This is a genomic window from Caballeronia sp. BCC1704 (assembly GCF_902833455.1).
Classification (GTDB): Bacteria; Pseudomonadota; Gammaproteobacteria; order Burkholderiales; family Burkholderiaceae; genus Caballeronia.
In genome coordinates, this window is the sequence record NZ_CADFFT010000005.1 from 197,951 (window position 1) to 214,855 (window position 16,905).

At 62.9% G+C, this 16,905-nt stretch carries 14 protein-coding genes; 6 read left to right on the forward strand and 8 right to left on the reverse strand.

All coding sequences use genetic code 11. The features are described 5' to 3' along the window. Positions 1 to 4: 4 nt before the first annotated feature. Positions 5 to 1,321 (forward strand): MFS transporter, encoded by a 1,317-nt coding sequence (locus tag HWX53_RS23975; RefSeq protein ID WP_175945591.1) that lies wholly within the window; start codon positions 5 to 7, stop codon positions 1,319 to 1,321. Positions 1,322 to 1,466: 145 nt separating this feature from the next. Here the strand turns inward: HWX53_RS23975 and HWX53_RS23980 are convergent, their stop codons facing one another. The 3 genes from HWX53_RS23980 to HWX53_RS23995 all read right to left on the reverse strand — a co-directional run bounded on the left by HWX53_RS23980 (position 1,467) and on the right by HWX53_RS23995 (position 5,437). Continuing rightward, a complete protein-coding gene (locus HWX53_RS23980) occupies positions 1,467 to 1,694 on the reverse strand; it encodes a hypothetical protein (RefSeq protein ID WP_175945593.1) in 228 nt (75 codons plus the stop codon). Positions 1,695 to 2,158: 464 nt separating this feature from the next. Next, positions 2,159 to 3,292, reverse strand: a complete 1,134-nt coding sequence (locus tag HWX53_RS23990) for a reverse transcriptase family protein (protein WP_279612506.1) — start codon at positions 3,290 to 3,292, stop codon at positions 2,159 to 2,161. Positions 3,293 to 4,750: 1,458 nt separating this feature from the next. Beyond that, a complete protein-coding gene (locus HWX53_RS23995; protein ID WP_175945599.1) occupies positions 4,751 to 5,437 on the reverse strand; it encodes a nitroreductase in 687 nt (228 codons plus the stop codon). 383 nt (positions 5,438 to 5,820) lie between these two features. Between HWX53_RS23995 and HWX53_RS24000 the strand changes: the two genes are divergently transcribed. The 4 genes from HWX53_RS24000 to HWX53_RS24015 all read left to right on the forward strand — a co-directional run bounded on the left by HWX53_RS24000 (position 5,821) and on the right by HWX53_RS24015 (position 12,074). Next, positions 5,821 to 6,423: a (2Fe-2S)-binding protein gene (locus tag HWX53_RS24000; protein WP_244140240.1), complete on the forward strand. Its 603-nt coding sequence runs from the start codon at positions 5,821 to 5,823 to the stop codon at positions 6,421 to 6,423. 10 nt (positions 6,424 to 6,433) lie between these two features. Further along, complete coding sequence (locus HWX53_RS24005; RefSeq protein ID WP_175945602.1) at positions 6,434 to 7,438, forward strand: xanthine dehydrogenase family protein subunit M; 1,005 nt, start codon at positions 6,434 to 6,436, stop codon at positions 7,436 to 7,438. 31 nt (positions 7,439 to 7,469) lie between these two features. Further along, positions 7,470 to 9,710: a xanthine dehydrogenase family protein molybdopterin-binding subunit gene (locus tag HWX53_RS24010; RefSeq protein ID WP_175945604.1), complete on the forward strand. Its 2,241-nt coding sequence runs from the start codon at positions 7,470 to 7,472 to the stop codon at positions 9,708 to 9,710. Positions 9,711 to 9,899: 189 nt separating this feature from the next. Further along, positions 9,900 to 12,074 (forward strand): malate synthase G, encoded by a 2,175-nt coding sequence (locus HWX53_RS24015; RefSeq protein ID WP_175945606.1) that lies wholly within the window; start codon positions 9,900 to 9,902, stop codon positions 12,072 to 12,074. A gap of 52 nt (positions 12,075 to 12,126) precedes the next feature. On the opposite strand, the gene HWX53_RS24020 is transcribed toward HWX53_RS24015, so the two are convergent. From HWX53_RS24020 to HWX53_RS24040, 5 genes are all read right to left on the reverse strand, one after another. Beyond that, complete coding sequence (locus tag HWX53_RS24020) at positions 12,127 to 12,312, reverse strand: 4-oxalocrotonate tautomerase (RefSeq protein ID WP_175945609.1); 186 nt, start codon at positions 12,310 to 12,312, stop codon at positions 12,127 to 12,129. A 23-nt stretch (positions 12,313 to 12,335) separates the two neighbouring features. After that, the gene (locus tag HWX53_RS24025; RefSeq protein ID WP_175945611.1) at positions 12,336 to 13,112 is read right to left on the reverse strand and encodes a class II aldolase/adducin family protein; all 777 of its coding nucleotides are present in this window, start codon (positions 13,110 to 13,112) and stop codon (positions 12,336 to 12,338) included. 149 nt (positions 13,113 to 13,261) lie between these two features. Beyond that, positions 13,262 to 14,143 (reverse strand): urea transporter, encoded by an 882-nt coding sequence (locus HWX53_RS24030; protein WP_175945613.1) that lies wholly within the window; start codon positions 14,141 to 14,143, stop codon positions 13,262 to 13,264. A 138-nt stretch (positions 14,144 to 14,281) separates the two neighbouring features. Further along, the gene (locus tag HWX53_RS24035; RefSeq protein ID WP_175945615.1) at positions 14,282 to 14,485 is read right to left on the reverse strand and encodes a hypothetical protein; all 204 of its coding nucleotides are present in this window, start codon (positions 14,483 to 14,485) and stop codon (positions 14,282 to 14,284) included. Positions 14,486 to 14,589: 104 nt separating this feature from the next. Next, complete coding sequence (locus HWX53_RS24040) at positions 14,590 to 15,729, reverse strand: iron-containing alcohol dehydrogenase (RefSeq protein ID WP_175945617.1); 1,140 nt, start codon at positions 15,727 to 15,729, stop codon at positions 14,590 to 14,592. A 122-nt stretch (positions 15,730 to 15,851) separates the two neighbouring features. Between HWX53_RS24040 and HWX53_RS24045 the strand changes: the two genes are divergently transcribed. Next, entirely contained in the window at positions 15,852 to 16,790 is a 939-nt protein-coding gene (locus HWX53_RS24045) for a LysR family transcriptional regulator (RefSeq protein ID WP_175945619.1), read from the forward strand. Positions 16,791 to 16,905 lie beyond the last annotated feature (115 nt).

Here is a 16,905-nt window from a genome sequence, read left to right on the forward strand (position 1 = left end):
CTCGATGAGCACCGTACTACCTGCTTCCCACGCCGCCGGCGAAAACGCCGCGGTCAATCTTTCCGGGCGACGAGCCATCGTGGTATCGACCATCGGCAACGCGCTCGAATGGTTCGACTTCATGGTGTACGGCTTCTTCGCCGTCATCATCTCGAAGCTGTACTTCCCCGCGACCAGTCCGACCATCTCGCTGCTCGCCACCTGGGCGACCTTCGGCGTGGGCTTTCTCACGCGGCCGCTCGGCGGCGTCGTGCTCGGCGCGGTGGCCGATCGCGTCGGGCGCAAATCGGCGCTCACGCTCACCATTTCGCTGATGGCGGTCGGTATCGCGATCATCGCGTTCGCGCCGACGTATGCAGCCATCGGCGTGGCCGCGCCGCTTCTGATGCTGCTCGGCCGCCTGATCCAGGGCTTCTCCGCTGGCGGCGAAGTGGGCTGCGCGACGGCGTTTCTCGTCGAATATGCGCCCGCGAACAAGCGCGGTTACTTCGGCAGCTTCCAGATGGTCGCGCAGGCCGCCGCGAGCCTCGCGGGTTCCTTCTTCGGCGCAGTGCTCACGCGCACGCTGAGCCCCGAGCATCTGAACAGCTGGGGCTGGCGCGTGCCGTTCGTGATCGGCCTGTTGATCGTGCCGGTAGGTCTCTATTTGCGCTCGAAACTGGACGAATCGCCGGTCTTCGTCGAGAAGGCGCAAAAGAACGAACTCAGCGCGAGCCCTATCCGCGATACCGCGACCAAGCATTGGCTGCCCGTGCTGGCGGGCTTGGGACTGACGGTGTTCGGCACCATCGGCACGTATATCTTTTTGTTATACCTGCCGACGCACGCGACGCGCGTGCTGCACATGGCGCTCACCGACGGACTCATTAGCTCGACCATCGGCGCGCTGGTCTATCTGGTCTGCTGTCCGGTCTTCGGCAGACTGTCGGACCGTCTCGGGCGCAAGAAGGTGATGGCTACCGCGCTCGCGCTGTCGCTCGTGACCGCGTACCCGATTTTCTCGTTTCTGACCGCGCATCCGAGCCTGCCGACGCTTATCTGCTGCCAGGCGTTGCTCATGGTCTATCTGAGCGCGTATCAGGGCTGCTATCCGGCGTTCATCTCCGAACTGCTGCCGTCCAGCGTCCGCTCGACGGGCATCTCGGTGAGCTACAACGTCGCGGTGATGATCTTCGGCGGCTTCGCGCCGGCTATCGTTCAATGGCTCACGATGACGACGGGCGATCCGCTCGCGATCTGCTATTACGTGATCTTCGGCAGTGCGGTCGCGCTCGTGACGATTCTTCCGCTACGCGACCGCTACAGCGACGCGCTGCGCTGACGTGCATTGCCGTGCTGCATTGCGTTGATTAAGCCTCGATTAAGAAACGGGTCGTAGTCTGCATTTGACCGACCCACCCCTCCTTCCGGCCGCGCGACCGGCCGTTTTTTTGCTTATCGCAGATTTAAGGGACCGCTCGGAGGCTTTATCCGGCCACAGTCCGCGTTTCAGCGGTCGCGGGAGCCTGCCGTTTGAATGGCTGCAATACGCCGGAAAACTGACGGATGGAACGGACGCGCAAATCGGCCATTGCCACATCGAAACTGGTTGCGTTCAACGTCAGCAGTTCCACCGGTGGCAGACGTTGACGGCGTCGCGCGCTGAACTGGACTCCTACATCGGCGAACTCAGACTCGCGGCCGAATTCGGCCATTCGAATTGCCACAATTTCAACAGCCGACCCGTAGGTGGGGAGAGTAAGCGGCGGCGCCCCGTGCTCTGTCTCCGTGTATCTGTGGTAGCAATCACGTGTTGCGCCAACTTCATGCGCTTCTCCAATGCGAGGTCGACTGGGAACTCTTTCTCATTGAACGAAGAAACGCCAATCAACACGTATCCGTAACCGCCTATACCGTCGCGACGAGCCGCTTACCGACGAAACGAGCTAAGCCCGCAGATCAAAGATAACAAGTGGGCTAGCCAACACGTTCGACGTTCAACGCACGAGGCCCTTTCTCGGTTTCCTGAACCTGGAACCTCACTCGCGATCCTTCAAGAGCATCGGCCTCGTCCCGGACGTCTTCATAGTAGAAGAAGACGTCCTTCTTCTCGCTCCGTGTGATGAACCCGTATCCTTTGATTGGAAAATAGACCTTCACCGTCCCGTAATATAGTTCTTCAGATTGGTTCATCGTATAGCGCAGCGTCTGACTTGTTCTTGGGTTTGCACATCAACAGCTGGTGTCGCAGCGTTCGCGCCAGCAATGGGTCGGTACGAGATACTATGTTGATTCGCTGCATAGTCTTAAAATAGCTAACGTTGTACGAATATTTGCTCCGGTCTTTCTCGGACGTTCGACCGAGCATTTTTACTATTTTCTTCGTCTTAGTTACTTCTCTCACGTCGTATAGAGGGAGCATTTCGGAAAGCGATTTTCGAAGCCGACCGGACTCCGCGTGTCCAAGATAGCAAAGCATGGCGACGCGGCCCGAGGCGCGAGCAAACGCCTTGTGGTAAGACTCACTGACCCTTTCAACTTTCGCGGCTTCTTTGCATTTGTAGACTTCAACACGAACTAGTCTACGGGAGACCGAGTGGACTCGTGGTGCGCCACGGTTTAGCCACAGTCCTGTCACTTCCATTAGCTCTTCGGGATTCGCCTTCGTAGAAACTCTTGTCTTGTTATGCTTAAGCTTCAGGCCCTTTCCCTTGAGCATCGTTGCCACCATGCCAACGATCTTCTCGACCTTCTTCTCTGGCAGCCTGCGCGTAGACGAAATGGTGATGTCATCCAACAGGCGTGTGTACACCAAACCCGAATCGTTGCAATATTTGACAACAGAAGACTCGACATCATGTAGCACTAGATTCGCAAGATGGGAGCTCGTGCAAGCTCCTTGCGGAACCTTGTTCTCATACGTCGTGAGCGCTGCCAAGAAATCTGATACGTCTGCACCGAACTTAAAGAGGTGCTGATAGATGTTCGATACCCGGAGCTTCGAGATCGACGGGTAGAAATTTTTTACGTCCAGCGCGATTACGACATGGGCCAACTCATGCCGTTTGGCGTTCCGCACATAGTCTTTTCCCGGCACTCCACCATATAGGTACTCTGGGTAAGTCACATGCGAAAAGATTTCACGGTTGATACGTTTTTGAATGGTCTTGAGATGCAGACTTGGAATCACGATTGATCGTTGACTTCCGTCTGCTTTCGGGATCGCGTAAGCCGTGTAGTGCCGATCCAGATTTGCGCACGTATGCTCAAGAGCCGGCAGTGATACTCGAAGCGTCGCAGAGAGTGCGCGCAACGTGCCTATTGGTTTTTTTGTGTAATAAGGCCGCCTTTAAAAAAACGTGAACACCTACTCTACGTGATCAGATGATGCAAGTGATGCAACGGCAGAGATTCAAGCACCAACCAGCACTTGTACAACAAGTGAGCGATGCTGAGCCAGCGACTAGCGCGACCTACAAAACTGGTCTGCTCCCGCGTTCCAGTTTGTGTCTTCCTGACAATACGAACATTGACAATCGTTGTGCTTCGTTTATGAACTTCCATAAATCCCTCTTGGTTCGGTTAGGTTGGGCTCAAGACCCAACAGCTCATCGCCGAAACAAGAAGCGGAAACAAAAACTTATCGCTGACTCAAGTGTTCACGCACATTGCTCATCAACCGTCGCCGACATATCCCACCCATACGGGCCGCAGCCGCAAAGGCCGCGAGCGCGCTGGACGGGCCGTCGTCTCGGTCGTGTTCAGGCGTTCAAAGGAAAAGGCCTAAACGTCTCATAAGAGACTCGGATTTCCCGCTCAAGCAAACAACGATTTAAGAAGACTGATCGCCTAGGCGATACGCCTAGTCGGGAGCGAATTTACACGCCTTCATCTGGGAATTCAACTGATGTTTCGGAGCGTCGACGCATTTTTTTTATGAATCTTGGGTGCAACTTGACGAAGATCGTGTGGTGACTCAAAAGCCTCTCGCGCTTGACCACGCAATCGTCATTGATAACCCTTTGACTCCACAGGAAAAACCGAGATTGTGTAGCTGCAAATTGTTGCTTCAGCCAATCGATCGCTTCGGTTGGACACTGCGGTGCGGACACTGGGGGACCCCGGCTCCGATATCGCGCAACGTCTCGCTCGAGAACCAGCGAGACGACGGCAAGACCTCGTGTCCCGCCAACGTGGCATTGGGAAGTATTGGCAACCAGCGCAACGAGTCCTATGCATGTCGGCCATGTCGAGCCGCCGACGTCCAACGCAACGATCGGCTTGCGTCCTTGCGAGAAAACGATCGACGAACCGAGTGCAATGCCAACTATCTCCACAACTTAGACACTGAACTACCGATGCTTCTCGTAACAAACGATTGTTACGCCTTGGCGGTTCCGCTCGTCAATGTGAGCTTGATGAGCCGGGCAGTGCCTGTCATGTTATGCGATGCCGGAAATGTCAGCAATCCGAGGTGCTGCCGACTTCGAACGCTACAAGCGTCAATACCCGCAAAGGCCGAGCCGCTGCCCCCCGGAGCTCAGTTCGGCTGCGCGGTCCGCTCGGTCACCTGCCCTTGGATGTGCGCCAACGCAACCGCGTGGTGCGGGCAGATACGACCTCTTCGCGCAGATCCAAAGAGAACTTTCTTGAGGCCCATGCAATGCAATTTCTCATGCGTTCACTCCCCGTGATCGTCGTGCTCGTCATCTTCGTGACGCTAGGCGAACTCGTGCTTTCGCTCTTCGCTCGCGGCATCATGCCCCACTGACTAGTCGACAAACCGCAGCACGTTGTGCAGCGGCTCCCGCGCGCTTATCAACTGATTCTCCGGCTGCGACCAGTCCGCATAACCGAGGCTCATGCCGCAGACCACCGTCTCGTTCTCCGGCAGTTTCAGGTGCGTTGCAATGATGCGGTGATAGCGGTTGAAGGCCGCCTGCGGACACGTATCGAGGCCGAAGGCGCGCGCCATCAACATCACGTTCTGCAGGAAAATGCCGTAGTCGAGCCATGACCCGCGCTCCATCGTGCGATCCGTCGTGAAGATGACGCCCACGGGCGCGCCGAAGAATTCGAAGTTGCGCGCCATCTGCGCATGCATGCCTTGCTTGTTTTCGCGCGTCAGGCCGAGCAGCGTATAAAGACCGAAGCCGAGCGCGCGGCGGCGTTCGAGATAAGGCGAGGACCAAGTGCGCGGGTAGTACGGAAATTCCTCTTCGTGCTCGCGGTCGGCATCCGGATCATTGAACACGTCGAGTATCGCCTGCGACAGCGCCGCTTTCACGTCGCCCGTCAGCACGTAGACCTTCCACGGCTGGATGTTGCTGCCCGAAGGCGCGCGGCAGGCATGCGTGAAGATCGCTTCGAGCGTCGTGCGATCGACAGGATCAGGCAAGAACGCGCGGATCGAACGGCGCGTGGCAATGGCATCGGCGACGGAAAGGCTTTCGTTCATCGGGTGGAATCGGGCGGAAATAGGCAGTAGTGAAGGCAGTGAAGCGACACCGCGAACGCTACCACGCATTCCGCCGTAAGCCGTGTTTCACGCACCCGCCGTTCGATTCGTGAAAGATCCGCCGCGTCTGCCTATACTGGCTGAGTGTCATCTCGTATCACATCGAAAGCCGGAACGGTCCTGACGCCTTCACGCGCAGACCCGTTTCGCGCCGCATCTCCGCACTGGCGGGCGCTCGCCGCGCCCCGCATGTGTCGCCGCTTCTTCGTCTTTTTCAGTCTGGACGCTTCTTGCCGCTTTCTCGCAGCAAGTCGCGCCACTGCCCGCAACCATTTGCATGGGACCGGACGCGCCGCCGCGCCGGTCGAAAAGGAGAATGCTCGATGCAACACCCCGTCCCTCAATCGAACGCCACGCGCATCATGCCGCGCACGCCGCCTCGCGTTCATGAAACAGACTCCGCCACGCACGCCGCGCCGGCCGAAGTGCTCACGCCGCCATCGACCAAGTCGAGCGATGCGAACGCCAGCGTCACGCTGACCGTGAACGGCCGCAGCATGGCGCTATCGCTCGATCCGCGCACCACGTTGCTCGACGCATTGCGCGAGCATCTGCACCTCACCGGCACGAAAAAAGGCTGCGATCACGGTCAATGCGGCGCATGCACGGTGCATGTCAACGGCCGCCGCGTGAACTCGTGCCTGTGCCTCGCTGCCGCGCACGACGGCGATGCGGTCACCACCATCGAAGGCATCGGCGAAGTGGAAGCGCTGCATCCGCTACAGGCGGCCTTCGTCGAATGCGACGGCTATCAGTGCGGCTATTGCACCGCCGGCCAGTTGATGTCGGCGGTGGCGCTGCTCGACGAACCCATCGGCCCGAACGACGAAGACGTGCGCGAAGCCATGAGCGGCAATCTGTGCCGTTGCGGCGCCTATCAGAACATCGTCGCGGCGATTCAGTCCGTGCGCGGCAACAAGGGCTGAGGAGCGCGTCATGGAAATGTTCCGGCTTTCCCGCGCGCGCGACCTGCCCGACGCCATCCATGCGGGCGCGGCCGCGCATACCGCGCAACAAGGCGCGGAAGTGCGCTTTCTCGCGGGCGGCACGACGCTTATCGACCTGATGAAGCTCAACGTCGAGCAGCCCGCGCGCATCGTCGATATCAGCCGTTTGCCGCTCGACAAGATCGAAGCGACGGACGACGGCGGCGTGCGCATCGGCGCGACCTCGCGCAATTCGGATCTCGCGCATCATCCGCTGATACGCGAGCGTTATGCGGCGCTCTCGCAGGCGGTGCTGTCGGGCGCATCCGTTCAGCTACGCAACATGGCGACGACCGGCGGCAATCTGTTGCAGCGCACGCGCTGCGTCTATTTCCGCGATACCGCGTCGCCGTGCAACAAGCGCGAGCCGGGCACGGGCTGCTCCGCGATCGGCGGCTTCAACCGCACGCAGGCGATTCTCGGCACCAGCGAAGCGTGCATCGCGAGCAATCCGTCGGACATGAACGTGGCGCTCGCCGCGCTCGAAGCGACGGTTCACGTCGAAGGCGCGCGAGGCCAACGCGCGATCGCATTCGACGACTTTCATCTGCTGCCGGGTTCGACGCCCGATCGCGAGACGGTGCTCGAACCCGGCGATCTCATCACGCACGTGACGCTGCCGCCGCCGGTCGCGGGCACGCGTTCGCTGTATCTGAAGCTGCGCGACCGCGCTTCGTATGAATTCGCGCTGGCGTCCGCCGCCATTGTGATCGGCGTGAGCGACGGACGCATCGCGCATGTTCGCGTGGGCCTGGGCGGCGTCGCGACGAAGCCGTGGCGCGCGCGCGAAGCCGAGAACGAACTGCTGAACGCCGCGCCCGACGAAGCGGCCTTCCGCCGCGCCGCCGATGCCGCGCTCGCCGACGCGAAGCCGCAAAGCGGCAACGCCTTCAAGGTGGAACTGGCGCGGCGCTGCATCGTGCATGCGCTGAAGCTCGCCACGCAAGCGTCCTGAATCCGTCTGAATCCGATCGAGGAACCGACCCATGTCCACTGCGCCAGACATTCAGCCGTCACCGAACGGCGTCATCGGACGGCCGCAGTCGCGCATCGACGGACCGCTCAAGGTCTGCGGCCGCGCGACTTATACATCCGATGTCGATCTGCCCGGCATGCTATACGCCGTGCCGGTTGGCAGCACCATCGCGAGCGGCAGGATCACGTCGCTCGAATTCGCCGCCGCCGAAGCGATGCCGGGCGTGAAGCTCGTCCTGCATCGCGGCAATATCGGGCGTCTGTATCGCATACCCGGCAATTCGTTCGAGAACGGTTATGTCGATGAACAGCGCCCGCCGTTCGAAGACGACGTCATTCGTTATTACGGGCAATATGTCGCGTGCGTCATCGCGGTCACGTTCGAAGCCGCGAGCGCGGCGGCCGCTGCGATCAAGGTCGGCTACGAGGTCGCGCCGCACGACATCAGCACGACGCTCACACCCGACAAGCCGCCCAAGGTCGCGAGCGAACGCGGCGATCCGGACGGCGCGTTCGCCAGCGCGCCGGTGAAGATCGACGAGACGTATGTCACGCCCGTCGAGACGCACAATCCGATCGAACTGCATTCGACCATCGCGCACTGGGACGGCGAAAACTACACCTTCTACGAGACGAGTCAGGCGGTGTCCAACCATCGCGGGACGCTGGTGCAGATGCTCGGCGTGCCGAAAGAGAAGGTGCGCGTGATTTCGCGCTATCTCGGCTCGGGCTTCGGCGGCAAGCTGTGGATGTGGCCGCATTCGCTGCTCGCCGCCGCCGCCGCGACGCGTCTGACCGGCAGGCCCGTGAAGCTCGTCGTGAGCCGCAAGATGATGTTCCAGAACGTGGGGCATCGTCCGGTGACGCAGCAGCGCGTGCGGCTCGCGGCGACGCAGGATGGCAAGCTCGTGTCCTTGCAGCACGACTTCCTGAATCACAGCGCGCTCGCCGACGACTACACCGAAGACTGCGGCGAAGCCACGCCGCACATGTACAGCACGGCGAATCTGCGCGTGACGGGCGGCACGGTCAAGCGCCACGTCGGCTCGCCCACGTCGATGCGCGGCCCGGGCGCGGTGCCCGGCCTCTACGCGCTGGAATCGGCGATGGACGAGCTCGCCATCGCGCTGAAGATGGACCCGGTCGAACTGCGCCTGCGCAACGAACCTTCTGTCGATGAAAGCAGCGGCTTGCCGTTCTCGTCGCGGCATCTCGTCGAATGTCTGAAGACGGGCGCGGAACGTTTCGGCTGGTCGCAGCGCACGCCGGAAGTCGGCTCGATGAAGCGCGACGGACTCACGCTCGGCTGGGGCGTCGGCGCGTGCAGCTGGCCGGGGCTGCGCTTCTCGGCGGAGGCGAGCGTCGATCTCCGCGCGGACGGCACGGCGCGCGTCGTGTGCGGCACGCAGGACATCGGCACCGGTACGTACACCATCCTCGCGCAGCTCGTCGCGGAGCAGACGGGCATCGCGCTCGACAAGATCGAAGTCGGTCTCGGCGATACCGCGTTGCCCGTCGGCCCGATCTCCGGCGGATCGGCGGCGACGGCATCGGTGATTCCGGCCGTGTTGGACGCCACGCGGGCCGCCATCGAGATGGTGCTTTCGCGGGCAACGGCGGCGGAGGGCTCGCCGTTCGCGGGCGCGGAAGCGGACGAACTCGCGTTCGGCCACGCGCGCGTGCATCGCAAGAACGAAGCGTCGGAGAACGGCGTGCCGTTTCCGCGCATTCTGGACGCCGCGCGTATGCACGCGGCATCGGGCAGCGCGAGCGCGCAAGGCGGCTTCGACGATCCGCTCAAGAAGAAGTGGTCCATCCACTCGTTCGGCGCGCATTTCGCGGAAGTGACGTGGGAGCCGGAGACGGCGCGGCTGCGCGTGAGCCGAGTGGTCACCGTGATCGACGGCGGCAAGATTCTGAATCCGCGAGCCGCTCGCAATCAGGTAGAAGGCGCGGTGGTGATGGGCGTCGGCATGGCGCTTTTCGAGCACACGGTCTATGACGAGCGCAGCGGCGCGCCGGTCAACAACAATCTGGCCGATTACGTCGTCGCGACGCATGCGGACACGCCCCGCCTCGATGTGACCTTCCTCGACCATCCCGATACGGTGTTCAACGAACTCGGCGCGCGCGGTATCGCGGAGATCGGGCTGGCGGGCATCGCGGCGGCCATCACCGGAGCGGTCTATCACGCGACCGGCGTGCGAGTCCGGAAACTGCCGGTGATGATCGAGGATCTGCTCGGCGCGTAGTCATCGCCCGGCCCCGTCGCGCATTGCCGGCGACGGGCCGGGCTGATCTCACATCCCTCTTCGGCAATCTACCGCTGCCCGCGCAGGCACATCGCTTGCGCGCGGTCAAGATTCGATCCCGCCCTCGATCCGCGCTACCATAAGCCACCCCGCCCCTATTCTTTTAAGCAGCAATCAGCCGGAGTGCCCATGAACGACATGATTCAACAGCACGGCCTGAAGGTCGCATCGAGCCTCGCCAAGTTCGTCGAAGAAGAAGCGATTCCCGGCACGGGCGTCGATGCCGGAGCCTTCTGGCAAGGGTTCGATGCACTCGTGCACGACCTCGCGCCGAAGAACCGCGCGTTGCTCGCCGAACGCGACCGCATGCAGAGCGAACTCGATAAGTGGCACCGCAGCCATCCCGGGCCGGTGCGCGATCTGCGGGCGTATCGCAAGTTCCTCGAGGACATCGGCTATATCGTTCCCGCGCCCGCCCACGTGCGCGCGACCACGGCGAACGTGGACCGCGAGATCGCCGAGCAGGCCGGCCCGCAGCTCGTCGTGCCGCTGTCGAATCTGCGCTATGCGCTCAACGCCGCGAACGCGCGCTGGGGCAGCCTGTACGACGCGCTCTACGGCACCGACGCCATCGACGAAAGCGACGGCGCCGAGCGCACCGCCGAGTTCAACCCGAAGCGCGGCGCGAAGGTGATCGCCTACGCGCGCGCGTTCCTCGACGACAACGCGCCGCTCGCGCACGGCTCGCACGCCGACGCCACGAAGTACAGCGTCGAGCGCGGCCAGCTCGTCGTGACCTTGCGTGATGGCAAGAGCAGCCTCGCGAATCCCGAACAGTTCGCGGGCTTTCAGGGCGATGCCAGCGCGCCGCACGCCGTGCTGCTCAAGCACAACGACTTGCATATCGAGATTCAGATCGACGCTAACGACTCCATCGGCAAGACGGATGCGGCGCACGTCAAGGACTTGCTGATCGAAGCGGCCGTGAGCACGATCATCGACTGCGAAGATTCGGTTGCGGCCGTGGATGCCGCCGACAAGACGCAGCTTTACCGCAACTGGCTCGGCTTGATGCAGGGCCAGCTGTCCGAGCAGGTCACGAAGAACGGCAAGACCTTCACGCGCAGCCTGAACCCGGACCGCGAATACACCGCGCCGAACGGCTCCACGCTCAAGCTGCATGGCCGCTCGCTGCTGTTCATTCGCAACGTCGGGCATCTGATGACGAACCCCGCCGTGCTCGATCGCGACGGCAACGAAGTGCCCGAAGGCATTCTCGATGCGGTGATGACGACGCTCGGCGCCATGCACGATCTCAAGAACAAGATCAACTCGCGCACCGGCTCCATCTACATCGTGAAGCCGAAGATGCACGGCCCTGCCGAAGTGGCGTTCTCGGACGAGCTCTTCACGCGCGTGGAGGACCTGCTCGGCCTGCCGCGTCACACCATCAAGATGGGCATCATGGACGAGGAACGGCGCACCAGCGTCAACCTCAAGGCGTGTATCGCGGCGGCGAGCGCGCGGGTCGCGTTCATCAACACGGGCTTTCTGGACCGCACCGGCGACGAGATGCATTCGTCGATGGAAGCCGGCCCGATGATGCGCAAGGGCGACATGAAGTCGTCGGCATGGATCAGCGCCTATGAACGCAACAACGTGCTCGTCGGCCTGAACGCAGGCCTGCGCGGGCGCGCGCAGATCGGCAAGGGCATGTGGGCGATGCCGGACCTAATGCACGCGATGCTCGAACAGAAGATCGCGCATCCGAAAGCCGGCGCGAACACAGCGTGGGTGCCGTCGCCGACCGCCGCGACGCTGCACGCGCTGCATTACCATCAGGTCGATGTGCAGCAGGTCCAGCAGGAAATGGAAAGCATCGACTACGAAAGCGTGAAGAACGGGCTTCTCGACGGACTCCTGACGATTCCGGTCGTCGAGAATCCGTCGTGGTCGGAAGACGATATCCGCAACGAGATCGAGAACAACGCGCAGGGCATTCTCGGCTACGTGGTGCGCTGGATCGATCAGGGCGTCGGCTGCTCGAAGGTGCCGGACATTCATGATGTCGGCCTGATGGAAGACCGCGCGACGCTGCGCATTTCGAGCCAGCACATCGCGAACTGGCTGCGGCACGGCATCGTCACGGAGGAGCAGGTGCGCCAGACGCTGGAGCGCATGGCCGCCGTGGTCGACAAGCAGAACGACGCCGATCCGTACTATCGTCCGATGGCGCCCGCGTTCGATAGTTCATACGCGTTCAAGGCCGCATGCGCGCTGGTGTTCGAAGGCCGCACGCAGCCGAACGGCTACACCGAACCGCTTTTGCACAAGTTCCGGCTGGCTGCGAAAGAGACCTCTTGATCGTCGCAACGAACGCGGCAGCGCCATGCTGCCGCGTTTCGCTTTCGCCGGGCTACTGGTCCGACCAGAGCTTGCCTGCCGTCGCCCAGTTCTCGCGCTTCACGTCGGTCAGGATGATGTCCACCGAGCCCGGCTCGCAGCCGAGCGTTTCGCACGTGGTTCGCGTGATCGCTTCGACGAACTTGCGCTTCTCTTCCACCGTGCGGCCTTCGAAAAGCTGGATGTTGAAAGTCGGCATTGCTTCGTTCTCCTTTTAATTGTTCAATTGCGGTAGGACGGGTCGATGCGGTCGAGCTTGCGCAAGAGCGCGGGCCATTCGAGCGCGCCTTCTATGGCGTCGTCGTCATGCAGCTGCGCCGCCGTGCGTGCCACGACGTCCGGCGTCGGCACGATCATCTTGCCGACGCCGGCCAGCGCGCGCAATTGAATGTCGCACGCTTTCACGAGCGTATCCATGAGCACATAGGCTTCCGCGACGGTGCGCCCGAGCGTGAGCGGGCCGTGATTGCGCAATAGCATCGCCCGATGCGCGCCCAAGCTCGCGACGAGCCGCTCGCCTTCGGCCGGCGAGAACGCGAGGCCCTCGTAATCGTGATACGCGAGATGGCCGTGAAAGCGCATCGCGTGTTGCGACGCCGGCAGCAGGCCATGCGGTTGCGCCGATACCGCGATGGCTTCGCGCACATGCAGATGCATCACGCACGCGGCGTCGCCGCGCGCGGCATGCACGGCGGCGTGCAGCGCGAAGCCGGTGGCGTTGACGCTGTGCGCGCTTTCGCCGATCACGTTGCCTTCGAGGTCGATCTTCACGAGGTTCGACGCGGTGACTTCGTCGAACGCCAGCCCGAACGGGTTGAGCAGGAAGCGCCCCGGCTCGCCCGGCACGCTCGCGGAAATGTGCGTATAGACGACGTCGTCCCAGCCGTTCAGCGCGACGAGCCGATACGCGGCGGCCAACTCGACGCGCGTGGCGGCTTCGGCGGCGGAACGGGGCGCGTTTTCGTCGATACGGCGCTCGGGGGTGTGAGTGAATGACATAGGAGTCTCCTGTGGGCCGGGGTTGGCGCGTTAGCGAATCGTCCTGACCTCATCGTTAACACTGGCCCGACGCCGTGCTGTAGTTCGATGCCACGCGACGCGCCGAGTCCGCGTTCCACCGTACTCAAGGCTTGACGCCCGAGCCGACCTTATAGGACACAGTCTTTCCGCGACGCCCGCGCGAGCGCAATCACCGTCCACGACGCGAGCACGAACGGCGCGGTCAGCGCAGCGATGCCCGCGCTATCCGCGATACGCTCGATCACCACCGCCACGGCGATGCCGATGAAGGCATACCGCGCGCCGAGCGGCGCGGCAGCCAGCGCCACCAGCGCCGCGTTGAAGCCGCACGCGCCCGACAGCAATATGGCGTCGTCGGCGCCGCCCAGGCCGTGCAGCGCCGCGCCCAACGCGCTGCCCGCGAGCGCCCAGCCGGCGCGCGCGGGCCGCGCGGCCAGCAGTCCCGCGGCGATCAATCCGCCGGCGAGCGTGCCGGATGCGAACACGATGGGCGCGAGTCCCGCGAAAGCGGCCTCGATCAGTGCGTCGACACTCCTGGCGACGGGCCCCAGCGCCCCGACTTCGCCCCGGTCGGCCAGGAGCGGCATCCAGCACCAAGTGACGATGATCGCCGGGCTCGACAACATCGGCAAGTTGAAGCGCGAAAGGCCGCGAGCGAGCTTGCCCGCGAGCATCGTCGCAGAGACAGCCGCGAGGATCGCGACGGCCGCCGCCTGCGACGCGTCTCGAATGAAGGTGAAGGCCGCCAGCGCCGCGAGCGCGCCGTTGAAACCGTAGAGGTCGTCGCGCAGGGCGGGCGAATCGGCAGATTCGGTGATGATCGTGACGACCTTCCCCGCGAGCGCGCCGATCAACAAGCCGCAGGCAAGGCGCGGGCTCGCGCACAACACGCCTGCGAACACGAACGCGCCGGTCGCGGCGTTCCGCTGGAGGACGATCTGCCCGATGCTGCGGGCAAAGCTGAGGATGCTTTCGCCGAGAAGGGCGTCGGAACGAAGAACGGTGGACATGCGCGGCGGCTGCGTGGACAGAGCCGCCAGCATAGGACAAGCGGCGCGCGCCGTGCGACGGCGGGCCGAATAGCGGGTATGCGGGGAGGTGACCTTGAGCCCGCCGCTTGAAGGAGCGGCGGGAGACTGCGATATCGCTTAGTTGAAAGCCATCGGCATCAGGGTCGAGCCGTCGACCGTGGCGGTCGCGTAATTCAGCTGCGAACTCATCTGGACGAACTCCGTGACGTTTTCGCGGAAGTTAGGGTGCTCTTCCCAGGTGATGTAGCTGGCATCGACGACTGCGGACAGCGTAAGCAACGTAAAAGCGATCTTTTCGAGAATGACGTAACGGTGGCGCATGGTGTTTCTTCCTGAATTTGCAGCGTATTGTAACAGAGCCTAGGGGTTTTCCCTAGTCCTGTGTTGCAATGCCGCAAATCAGCCATGCGCCATTTCCAGGCGCGTTACATCGACGCTTCGAGCATGGCCGCGTAGTCGTCGCTCGTCGCCTCGCGCGGGTTCGTCTTGTGGCTGTGATCCTTCATGGCCCCGGCGATGATGCGCGGGAACAGGTCACGCGTCACGCCCAGTTCCGCCAGGCCGCGCGGCAGGCCGAGCGTCGCGGTCATCGCGCGGATGGCGTCGCCGACCTCGTCGCCTGATGCGAGGCCCATTGCGTGCGCGATGCGGTCGAGCTTGCCCTCCTCCTGCATCGACGGCGCGCTTCGGTTGAATGCGATCACCGCCGGCAAAAAGATGGCGTTCAGCGTGCCGTGGTGCAGCTTCGGATTGATGCCGCCGAGCGAATGACTCAGGCTATGCACGCAGCCGAGGCCCTTCTGAAACGCGAGCGCGCCTTGCATCGACGCGCTCATCATGTTCCAGCGCGCGGCGCGGTCGGAGCCGTCGCGCGTCGCCCGCTCGATGTATCGCCACGCGCGCCACAAACCGTCGAGCGCAATGCCGTCGGCGGGCGCGTTGAACGCCGGCGCCATGAAGGTTTCGAGGCAATGCGCGATGGCGTCCATGCCGGTCGCGGCGGTGAGCATCGGCGGCAGGCCGAGCGTCAGTTCGGGATCGCAGATGGCGACTTTCGGCACCACATGCGGCGAGATCACGCCGACCTTGCGGCCGTCGTCCAGAATCAGGATCGCGCCGCGACCTACTTCGCTGCCGGTGCCCGCCGTCGTCGGAATGGCGATGACCGGGGCGGTCGCCGCCGTGATGCGCGCGAGCCCGCCTTCGATCACGGCAAAGCTCTGCAGCGGTCCTTCATGCGTCGCGCAGACCGCGACGCCCTTCGCCAGATCGATCGACGAGCCGCCGCCCGCCGCGATCACGCCATCGCACCCGTTCGCGCGGTACAGCTCGACCGCCGCGCGCACGGCGGCTTCATTAGGATTCGGCGGCGTCGCGTCGAACACCGGCGCGTCGAACGCGGGACCGAGCGCATCCACGATCTTGTCGAGCAGGCCCGCAGCGCGAATACCCGCGTCCGTCACGATGAGCGGACGTCGAATGCCGATGCGTTCGCACTCTCCGGCAAGGAGGCGCACGGCGCCGAAGTCGAACTGGATCTGCGTGATGTAATTGATGAGCGGCATGGCGAGATGAGGAAAAGTTATAGGCGCATCGGCTGAGCGCATTGAGTATACGGAGCGCTGCGCGTCCGCGATACTGACGGCATGTGATAGGGGTATAACTTTCCGTCAAGTCAAACCGCAACATGACGCCATCGCTCAATTCGATTCTTTCTCGGCTGCACCTGAGGCAACTGCGTCTTCTCATCGCGCTGGAAGAACGCGGTTCATTGCAAGGCGCTGCAAGCCAGCTCGCGCTCACGCAACCGGGCGTGAGCAAGTCGCTGCATGAAATCGAAACCACGTTCGGCACGCCGCTTTTCGTGCGTACGCATCGCGGCCTCGAACCCAATGCGGTCGGCCATTGCGTGATCCGCTATGCACGGCTCATTCAAACGGATCTCGCGCATCTGCGCGAAGAGATCGTCGGCATCATGCGCGGCTTCGGCGGGCGCGTGTCCGTGGGCGTCATCATGGGCGCGGTGCCGCTCGTCACCGACGCCATCACGGCGCTCGGCGCGCGTCAGCCGGAAATGTCGGTCGAGATCGTCGAGGACACGAGCGCGACGCTGCTCGGCCTCATCGACGCGGGACGGCTCGATGTCGCGGTGTGTCGCACGAGCGTAAGCCAGACGCCGTATCTCTACGACAGTGTCGTCGTGCAGCAGGAGACGCTTGCCGTCATCGCCAACACCGCGCATCCACTCGCGAAGCGGCGGCGCGTGGCGCTGAAGGATCTGGCCAAGCACCGCTGGGTCGTGTATCGCGCGAACATGCCGATGCGTCTCTTGCTCGAACGCGAATTCCACGACGCAGGGCTGCGCTTTCCGGCGCATCTGCTCGAAACGACATCTGCCTTCGCGACGCTCGCGCTGCTGCAAAAGAATCCGTCGCTGGTGGCGCTGGTATCGGTCGACGTCGCGCGCTTCTGCACCGCGCATGGCGTCGTGTGCACGCTGCCGCTCGCGTTTTCGTCGAAGAGCGAGCCGTACGAGATGGTCACGCGACGCGATGCGCCGTTATCGCCCGGCGTGCGGTTATTGATGGAAGAGATCACGCAGGCGGGCCGCGACGTGCGCGCTTGAGCGCACGTTCCGCCAACGGACGGAATTACCGGCGCGCCGGGCGTTTCACGCACAACTTACCTAAACGTGGCACGCATGAAACGCTTACCGCACCCCTTTTTTCGTAAGACGAAAA